This is a genomic window from Aerosakkonema funiforme FACHB-1375 (assembly GCF_014696265.1).
Taxonomy (GTDB): domain Bacteria; phylum Cyanobacteriota; class Cyanobacteriia; order Cyanobacteriales; family Aerosakkonemataceae; genus Aerosakkonema; species Aerosakkonema funiforme_A.
In genome coordinates, this window is sequence record NZ_JACJPW010000193.1 from 1 (window position 1) to 9,641 (window position 9,641).

Consider the following 9,641-nt stretch of genomic DNA (forward strand, 5'->3'; position numbering starts at 1 on the left):
TTAGGGACTAGGGGTTAGGGGTTAGGGGTTAGGGGTTAGGGACTAGGGAAGAGGGAGAGGGAGAGGGAGGAATTTTGAATTTTGACTTTTGACTTTTGACTTTTGACTTTTGACTTTTGACTTTTGACTTTTGACTTTTGACTTTTGACTTTTGACTTTTGACTTTTGACTTTTGACTTTTGACTCCCCCGCTCCCCTAGCTATATCCTATATCACTCGATCGGGATGACGATCGCAAACTCCGTACCCTGTCCAATTGAAGAAGTACAACTTAGCTTGCCGGAGTGTTCTTTTTCCACAATTTGACGCGAAATTGATAACCCCAAACCAGTACCTTTACCGACTGGTTTTGTGGTAAATAAATGCTCAAAAACGCGCTCTTTCACTTCCGGTGGTATGCCGACGCCATTATCGGCAATCCGAATCGCGACTTGACTGTTATCTCGATCGATTTCTGTGGTAATAGTAATCCGGTTGGGGTTTTTTTCTATTTCTTTATAAGCCTTACCATTATTTGCTTGGTCTAAAGCATCAATCGCATTTCCCAGGATATTCATAAACACCTGATTCAGTTGTCCGGGATAGCAGTTAATTTCCGGTAATTCACCATAATTTTTGACAACTTCAACGGCAGGGCGAGTGTCTTTTGCTTTGAGGCGATGGTGTAAAATCACGAGTGTGCTGTCAATGCCTTCGTGGATGTTAAATCGGATTTTATTACTGTTATCCAACCGCGAAAACGTCCGCATTGAATTACTGATATTGCGAATGCGATCGGTTCCCTGTTTCATGGAAGAAAGCATTTTCGGCAAGTCTTCTAGTACAAATTCTAAATCGATGTCTTCGGCATCGTCCTCAATTTCTGGTGCGGGTTCGGGGTAGTGTTGCTGATAAAGTGATAGGTGATCGATCACGTCTTCAGTATATTCGAGTGCGTGGTCGATATTGCCGGCAATAAAGCCAAGGGGATTGTTGATTTCATGAGCGATCCCTGCCATTAATTGACCGAGAGTTGCCATTTTTTCGCCCTGCACGATCTGGATTTGGGCTTCTTGCAGTTTTTCTAGGGAATCTTCTAACTGTTTGGCATAATTTTGAGATTCCTGATAAAGTCTGGCATTTTCTAGGGAAATGGCAGCTTGAGAACAAAGAACTTTTAGCACTTCTAATCTGTCGCTCGTGAAGGCTGCTTTGGTGAGATTATTTTCCAGGTAAAGTATAGCGATCGTGTGGCCTTGATTGAGCAGCGGAGTACACAATATACTTTTGGGTTGATGTTCGATTATGTAAGGATCGCCAGTAAAACGATCGGCACTCGCACCGTCATCAATGACTAGCGTTTCTTTAGTATTTTGCACGTAATTAACGATACTCATGGGAGTATCAGTGGAGGAATAAATCGGAATCGATTGGATGATGGATTCGCTTTGGCTTCCTCCATTCGCACTGCTACAAATGGCAAGTGCTTCCCTGTCCAAATTCCCTGATTTGGTCAAGATGAGACAAGCTTTTTGGGCACCAGCATTTTCCATCAATACTTGCATTAATTTAGAGAGCAACTTATCGAGATTAATTTCCTCTGATAGCGCTTGAGATGCTTTGATTACCGAATAGATGTCCAACACGTCTGAAATTGTTTTGCTAGTAGAACTGATTGTTTTGTTTATGGGATGCGTCGCGAGTGCGTCGCGGAGGTTGAAAGTAATTTTTTCTTGTTGCAGAATAGGAGTGAGTAATTCGGGATAGCGTTTTTCCAAATCCTCTACTTTAGCTTTAGCTCCCCAACGACTGTAGGCATAGTAGGCATCAATCATATAAGTTTGGGCAATTTTAGCTTTTCCCCATTCCAGGTAAAACTTTGCTGCCAGTTCGTCAGCGAGAGCTTCTTCTTGAATATACCCGTTTTCTTTAGCTCCGGCAATGGCGCAATCGTACATTTTCATCGCTTCTATTTTTTTGTCCAAAATTCTATTTAGTTCGGCTTGGACTAAATAAAGTTTATGCAAATGATTCATGGGAGCAAAATTTGCCCAGTTTTCCATTTTTTCTTGATTGGCGATCGCTTTTAACAAAATATTTTTTTGTTCGGATTCCGGAGCATCATTATAAAGTGCCATCCGCGCCAAAGAATCGTACAAATAAAATGTTGGAATTACCAGCATTCCCGTCACACCGTCTAAATACTTTTCCGCTTGTTCTGCATTGGCTAAAGCTTGTTGAAATTCTCCGAATATATAACTGAGAGTAAGTTTATTAAAATATAATATATGCAGCGCAAGGCGATCGTTAACTTTTTCGTGTTGCGGTAACGATTCCGTTTCATTGTAAGCTTGTCCTACCAAACAGGACGGACGATCCGATCGCTCCATTAAATTTAATACAGTTTGTCGATGAATCGCACTCCAAATACATACCGTTTCTTGCTTGAATTGACTGAAAGCACGGCTGTAGATTGCTACTTCTTGTTCGTGTTGGGACAATTCTGCACCGATTAAGTAGGAATTGAAACATTCATACACTCCACAATAGGCTGCAAATTCTAAATCTCCCGTTTCTAACCCAATTTGATATCCCGATCGCAAAAATTTTAGCGTTTCTCGTCCATGTTCTTGCCAATGTTTGATGTCTCCACCTACATTGATCGATACTTTAGCTGTAATTTCTTTAGCATGGAACCGCGCCAGCGTCTTTAAAGCTAATTGACCGAATTGATAACCCGCTTCTAAATTTCCGACTACGCCACACAGAATTGTGCCATAGATAGCATAACTGTATGCTGATAGCGGAGCATTTCCATATTTGATGGATAAATTTATTTCTTCGCAGACAATCAGTGGTAACAATTGAGGAATAGCTATATAAGCAGCTGCTGTTATACTTGCCAAAAAACGTAGCGCGGCTTTTTTATCTGCTTCGGTCATGTCCGGCAGATTGATTAAATCCTCGATCTGCTTGCTATTCCAATTGGCAGCTGTTGATTCTAATGCGTATTGAATATCCAACTGGCTGGGGGATTTAGGAAAACTTACACCTAACTGCTCTAAAATTGGCAGTGCAGTTTCTATGGCTTCCACAAACTTCTTTTGCGCTGCATAAGCCTGAAGTTTAACTTCATAAACTTTGACTTTATCCAGCAAAGTTTTAGCTTGTTGCAGCACATCTTCAAATAGCAAATTCATCAGCTCGAAGTTGCCGCACAAGTATGCAGCCTCTGCGGCTTCTTCGTGCAAAGCTAATGTCAGATCGTAATGATTTTGCCAGCTATCTTTTGGCAGCAATTTCATGCCGGTGGTTAAGTATCTGAGTGCAGCAGTGTAAGCGGTTGAAGCTTTTACTTTGCGTCCGGCAATCAGATTCAGTTGCGCTAATTGACTGCGTTCGGCTGGAGCGCTAATTAACGCGGCTCCATAATTTAACTGATTGACAATATCTAAAATATTCTCTTCTTGTCGCTCTACAGGTGTATTGCTAAGCAGCAGTTGCCCGATTTTTAAATGCGTAGCTTTTTTTCGCTCTTCTGGAATTAGAAAATAAGCTGCTTGCTGGACGCGATCGTGCAAAAATTTGTAAGTAGCTAATTCATAATTGGCAATCTGTAATTGCTCAGATTCTGACTCATTGGCTGTTGACAATAAATTGCGATCGCTTGAATGAAAAAATTTGTAAATTTCGCTTTTGGGTATAACCAATCCTTCTTGCAGCGCTTTCCACAGATCGGCTGCCGTTTCTGCGGGCGACTTCTCGTATACAATAGCAAGAGTGTTTAAATCAAAAGAGTTGCCAATACAGGCAGCCAGTTTCAGCACTTCCTGAGTATTTGCCGGCAACTTCTGTAACTGAAGCGCCATAAACTCCACCACATCATCTGTCAAACACTGCGCCTTAACTTGAGCGAGATCGCATTGCCAATACCTCGCTTCAAAATTAAAATTAATCAATCCATCTTCATATAAAGCTTTGAGAAATTGATTGCTAAAAAAGGGATTTCCCTTAGTTTTTGTATAAACCTGTTGGGTAAGCGGCAGGGCAATTTCTGGCGGACAGATGAGCGTGTCGGCAATCAGACGATTTAAGTTGTTTGAATTTAAAGGTGCGAGGGTAATTGTATTAACGGTTACCTCTTTTTTGCGAAGTTCCTCTAAGGTCAGCATCAAAGGATGCCCGTTCAAAACTTCGTTATCTCGATAAGCACCGATCAGCAACAAATAGCGCATATCGGTTTCGCTCATCAACAATTCGATTAACTTTAAAGAAGCAGAGTCTGCCCACTGCAAATCATCCAAAAATATTACCAGAGGATGAGAAGGACTGCTAAATACGCGCATAAACTTTAAAAACACCAAGTTAAACCGATTTAGAGCAGCACTTGGTTCTAATTCCGGCACTGGTGGCTGTACACCTATCAGTCGTTCTAATTCGGGAACAACATCAATAATTACCTGTCCGTTTTCTCCGACTGCATCGAGAATTTTTACTTTCCACTGTTCTATTTGTTGAGGGGTTTCGCTGTGCAATTGACTTATCAAGTCGCGCAAAGCTTGCGCGATCGCATAAAAAGGAATGTTGCGCTGGAATTGGTCGAATTTTCCTCTAATAAAACAGCCGCGTTGCCGCACAATGGGTTTGTGGACTTCGTTGACGACGGCGGTTTTCCCAATTCCTGAATAACCTGTCACTAAGATTATTTCGATTTGGGATTTGGGATTTGGGATTTGGGATTGGGGGTTAAATTCTTCTTTGCTGACTCGATTTTCCTGCGGATACGCTACGCGATCGAACGCCGCCAGTAGGGTAGCGACTTCTTTTTCTCTGCCGTAGAGTTTTTCGGGGATGAGAAAGCGATCGGAAATATCCCGCGCACCTAACGCAAAATTGGCAATCTTCCCAGAATTTTCCCAGTCTCGCTGGCAGGTTTCTAGGTCGTGCTTCAACCCCAAGGCACTCTGATACCGGTCTTCCGCCATCTTCGCCATCAGTTTTTCAATGATATCAGAAATAACTTGGGGAATTTCCGGGTTAATACTGTGTACCGAAGGGGGAAGCTTGGCAATGTGACAGTATACTAACTCCATTGGGTCGGTGGTAGTAAAAGGTAACTGTCCGGTCAGCAGCTCGTAGAATGTGATACCCAAAGAGTAATAGTCGCTGCGATAGTCAATCCCTCGGTTCATTCTTCCTGTTTGTTCGGGAGACAGGTAAGTGAGGGTACCTTCCAAGACGTTGGGTGAAACAAGTGCTTGACTTTCGCGGGGAAGAAGGGAAGAGATACTGAAGTCGGTGATTTTAATTTCTTTTGTATGGGGGTTTATTAACAGGTTGGCGGGTTTGATATCTTTGTGAATCAGCCGCTGACGATGCAGTTTTTCTAATGTGGCGGTAATTTGAATGGCAATGTCAAGAAATTCTGATAATATTACGGGACGGGTATTTGTATAGTCTTTCAAAGAAATGCCGCCAAAGTCTTCCATGACTAGGGCAAAACCGTTACAGTAGTTTTCTAGACTGTAGGGTTGGATGACGCCTTGTAGGTTAAGATTTTTAGCTATGGTATACTGATTCCGGAACTGAACAAGTTGGTTGAAGCTGGGATACTCACTCCGCATCATTTTCAGGACGACAGGTTGAGAATCCGACTGCCGCAGTCCTCTGTATACCACTGTTCTCGAACTTGAGTAGATTTCCGAAAAGATGCTATAGCCAGATAAGACAATCATGGTAGGGGTTTCAGCGAGATAGCTTTGAGAACGATCGGCACTGAGTAAGCTCGCGTCCGGGAGATATTATATTATCGGTCATAACATAAATATTTTTCTAGGGGGGAGGAAACAAAAAAAATAAAATAAACTTTAAATTTTCTACTAAAGATAAATTTTTTAGTAGTTCAACTTATCGAGCTTGTAGAAAAAAGATTTAATTCAAAACAGAATCATAGCTGTGGGAAGTTAGGCGATTATTTTTAGCGAGCAATAGAAAGATATAATAATTGATAATCGAAGATGTTGAAAGTAATTAATATTGCGAATATAGTCAAGATATCTAACAGTATAAAAACTTTTTTATTCAAATAAATGGCTCTCCCGCAGTTCAGGTCACCAGATTTTGGATGACAGGATTAACTGCTCGGAAATGTTTTCTAAATCAAAGCTAATTTCTTCAGTTTGATTAGGGTAGAGATACCAGATCGCCATATAGTTGTATCGTTGGTGCTGTTAAACAGGTTACGGATAATTGGCTAGCCGAGCCAAAATTTGCTACAAAGTAAAAGAACTGCTAATACGTTAAATAATATGTTGAACAAAAATTTAGCGATCGCTACTGCCGGAGTGACGATCGCGCTTTCTACTGGTTTATTGCTTCCAAGCGCGACTGCGGCACAAAGTTTCGATCGCATTTACGTTTTTGGTGATAGTCTCTCGGATATTGGCAATGTTTACGAAGCTACTGACAAAGAAAATCCTCTCAGTCCGCCTTATTTTAAAGGGCGATATTCTAATGGCCCTGTTTGGGTAGAATATCTCGCCTCTGATTTGAAATTACCCTTAAATCTCAATAATAATTTTGCTTACGGAGGTGCTACAACTGGGAATTCTCAAAGTGTACCTCTGGGAGTGTTAGCGCAAATCGAAAAGTTTAAAGCCAGTAAATCTACTAGCGATCGCAATCCTCTTTATATTATATGGGCTGGTGCGAATGATTACCTGGGTGGTGGAATCGATACTACTGTACCTGTTAATAATTTAACCAGTGCGGTGAAGTCGATCGCCGCTGTTGGCGGTAAAAATATTGTTGTAGTTAATTTGCCGGATTTAGGTAAGCTTCCGGGGACGCGAACAACGGAACGCGCCACTTTACTCAGCAATTTGACTGCAAAGCATAACAGCGAATTAGCTGCTGCGATCGACAATTTGCGGCAGCAATTAAACCCAGATATCAAATTGAAATATTTAGATGTTAACTCTATCTTTAACCAAGTTAGCAGCAATCCAAGCAAATACGGCTTTACTAATGTAACCGAACCGTGTTTCAAAGTACCAATTAAATGCAGTAATCCCGATCGCTATTTATTTTGGGATAACATTCACCCCACAACTGCCGCTCATAAGTTATTAGTAGAGTTAGGCTCTCCTACGATAACAGATCGGCCAAAATCTTCTAATTTTTCTATTCCTTTATTTACGATAGTGCTGACAGCTTTGATTTTTAGTATTTTAGGTTTTGGCTTGATAGCAAAACGCCGGAAAAACAGTAAAAATAAATAAGATAATCTGCTATATCTTCTCTTCATTAGACAACATTTCCAAAACTTTACATCTTCCCATCGCCAGATCGAACATATGCAATCCGAAATGTCGGGAGAGTTCTTCGCAAACTTTCACACCGCGAACGCTGTTACCCCTTTCATCCAATAGAGGGGAAAACACAGCAATACCGATTTGATTGGGAACTACAACAATAATTCCGCCGCTAATGCCACTTTTGGCGGGAAGCCCGACTTTGTACGCCCATTCACCGGCATAGTTATACATCCCGCAGGTGTACATGACGCTGAGAATATCTTTAACATAAGAACTATCGACAGCTTGTTCTCCCGTGATGGGATTGATGCCGTTATTGGCTAAAGTCGCCGCCATCACTGCCAAATCGTGACAGTTAACCATTAAGGAACACTGCTGAAAATATAAGTCGATCGCTTCATCAATTTTTTCATCAATCATGCCAAAATGGTGCATGAGGTGCGCCATTGCCCGGTTGCGATGTCCGGTAGTTCGTTCTGACATAAAAACTGATATATCGATAAAAATATCGTTGTGACCGATATATCGCCGGAACATATCCAACATTCGATTCAAGCGTTCTGTTGGCCCCGCACCTTTGATTAAACTGGTAGTAGCGATCGCACCCGCATTCACCATTGGATTATATGGTCGTTTCGAGCTTTCATCTAAGACGATCGCATTAAATGCGTCTCCCGTCGGTTCCACACCAACTTTACTCAAAACATAATCCCGTCCCCGATCCTCAAGTACCATCCCATATACAAATACCTTAGAAATAGATTGAATTGTGAATAATTGATGGCAATCGCCCACCTCGAAAACCCGACCGTCCAACGCGATCGCACAGATACCGAACAAATCCGGGTTTGCCTTTGCCAGTTCCGGGATGTAAGTCGCGACCTTACCGTCCCGGAGTGACTGGTACTTGAGATGCAAGTCGTTCAAAAACGACTGAAATGGCGATGCGACAACCTCAGATGGGTTAATCTCTGCTTCCCGATTGTCTCCACTTGCCATAATCTTTAAGATCCTGCCCTTAAGAATCTCTCTTTTTTAAGAATATCTCCAATGGGCAACTGACTGATGATGGAATGGGAACAGAAAACTAAAAAATTACATCAATGCTGGAATTTATTGACCGATCTCTCGCGATTAATATAGGTATATTTTTGCTTTCAGCTTTGGCAATTGCCATCAGCGGTAGCTTGATGACGGCTATAGCCGATCGTCTCTCCGAAAAAACCGGATTGGGACAAGCGCTGATGGGTGCCCTATTTTTGGGATTTAGCACCTCCTTACCTGGGATTGTTACCTCGGTCACAGCTGCCGCCTCTGGCTATCCAGAACTGGCAATTAGCAACGCGCTGGGCGATATCGCCGCGCAAACGGCGTTTTTGGGAATTGCCGATATCACTTACCTAGAGGCTAATTTGGAATACGCAGCTGCTGATGCTGCTACCCTGACGCAAGGAACGCTGCTGATAGTTTTACTAGCTATTCCTTTACTGACGAGGGCTTATCCATCGGTTAATATTTGGGGAGTTCATCCCGCTTCGATCGCACTCGTAGCCACATATATTTTCGGTTTGCGTCTGGTCGCCGATGCACAAAATCTGCCCATGTGGAAACCCCAGCAGGCAGAAAAGACAAATGTTGAGGAACTGCAAGCAACCGAGTCGGATAGTCCGGGATTAATTAGTTTGTGGTTGCGTTTCTTTTTGCTAGCCCTCGTTCTTGGCATTGCAGGCTATGGAGTGGAAGAAGCGGGAGTCGCGATTGCCGACTCTACAAGTCTTTCCGAAAATGCTGTTGGCAGTCTCTTCACTGCCATATCTACCTCACTTCCGGAACTGGTGACAACAATAGCGGCTGTACAGCGTGGGGCTTATACTCTAGCAGTTAGTGGTGTTTTGGGTGGCAATAGCTTCGACGTATTAGTTTTAGCTTTGTGCGACTTAGTTTATCCCCACGGATCGATTTATCCAGCTTTGACGCAAGACAAAGTTTTCGTTCTTGCCTTAACTATCCTGATGACTGGGATTTTACTCTTAGGCTTGTTGCGTCGGGAAGAACATGGAATTGGCAACATCGGCTTTGAGAGTTTCTTCGTGCTGTTGCTGTATTTAGGTGGGTTTTTGCTGGTGTTTTTCTCTAGTTGATCCGTTCTAGGGGCTAGGGAAGAGGGGATAGCCCAGATGAATCTGGTGAAGCCAACAAAAGCTTCTCCAGATTAGGTTTTGATGATGAATAATTTGGGGATTGTAAGTAGTCGGACAAAAGTAATCGACACTGTATGAACTTTTGTTAAGGCACTTGCAGGAGTGCCTTCGCACAGCGTGCCGTAGGCATATCGTGCATCGGCAC

Annotated in this window: 4 protein-coding genes; 2 read left to right on the forward strand and 2 right to left on the reverse strand. The window is 42.5% G+C overall.

The genetic code is table 11. From position 1 onward, the window contains the following. Positions 1–212: 212 nt before the first annotated feature. Positions 213–5,714 carry a trifunctional serine/threonine-protein kinase/ATP-binding protein/sensor histidine kinase gene (locus tag H6G03_RS36065; protein ID WP_190475572.1) on the reverse strand — a complete coding sequence of 1,834 codons (5,502 nt, stop codon included), beginning with the start codon at positions 5,712–5,714 and terminating at the stop codon, positions 213–215. 573 nt (positions 5,715–6,287) lie between these two features. On the opposite strand from H6G03_RS36065, the gene H6G03_RS36070 reads away from it, so the two are divergent. Further along, entirely contained in the window at positions 6,288–7,259 is a 972-nt protein-coding gene (locus tag H6G03_RS36070) for an SGNH/GDSL hydrolase family protein (RefSeq protein WP_190475574.1), read from the forward strand. Positions 7,260–7,268: 9 nt separating this feature from the next. Here the strand turns inward: H6G03_RS36070 and glsA are convergent, their stop codons facing one another. Then, positions 7,269–8,294, reverse strand: a complete 1,026-nt coding sequence (gene glsA / locus H6G03_RS36075; RefSeq protein WP_190475576.1) for a glutaminase A — start codon at positions 8,292–8,294, stop codon at positions 7,269–7,271. A 104-nt stretch (positions 8,295–8,398) separates the two neighbouring features. On the opposite strand from glsA, the gene H6G03_RS36080 reads away from it, so the two are divergent. Continuing rightward, the gene (locus H6G03_RS36080; protein ID WP_190475578.1) at positions 8,399–9,436 is read left to right on the forward strand and encodes a sodium:calcium antiporter; all 1,038 of its coding nucleotides are present in this window, start codon (positions 8,399–8,401) and stop codon (positions 9,434–9,436) included. Positions 9,437–9,641: the final 205 nt, after the last annotated feature.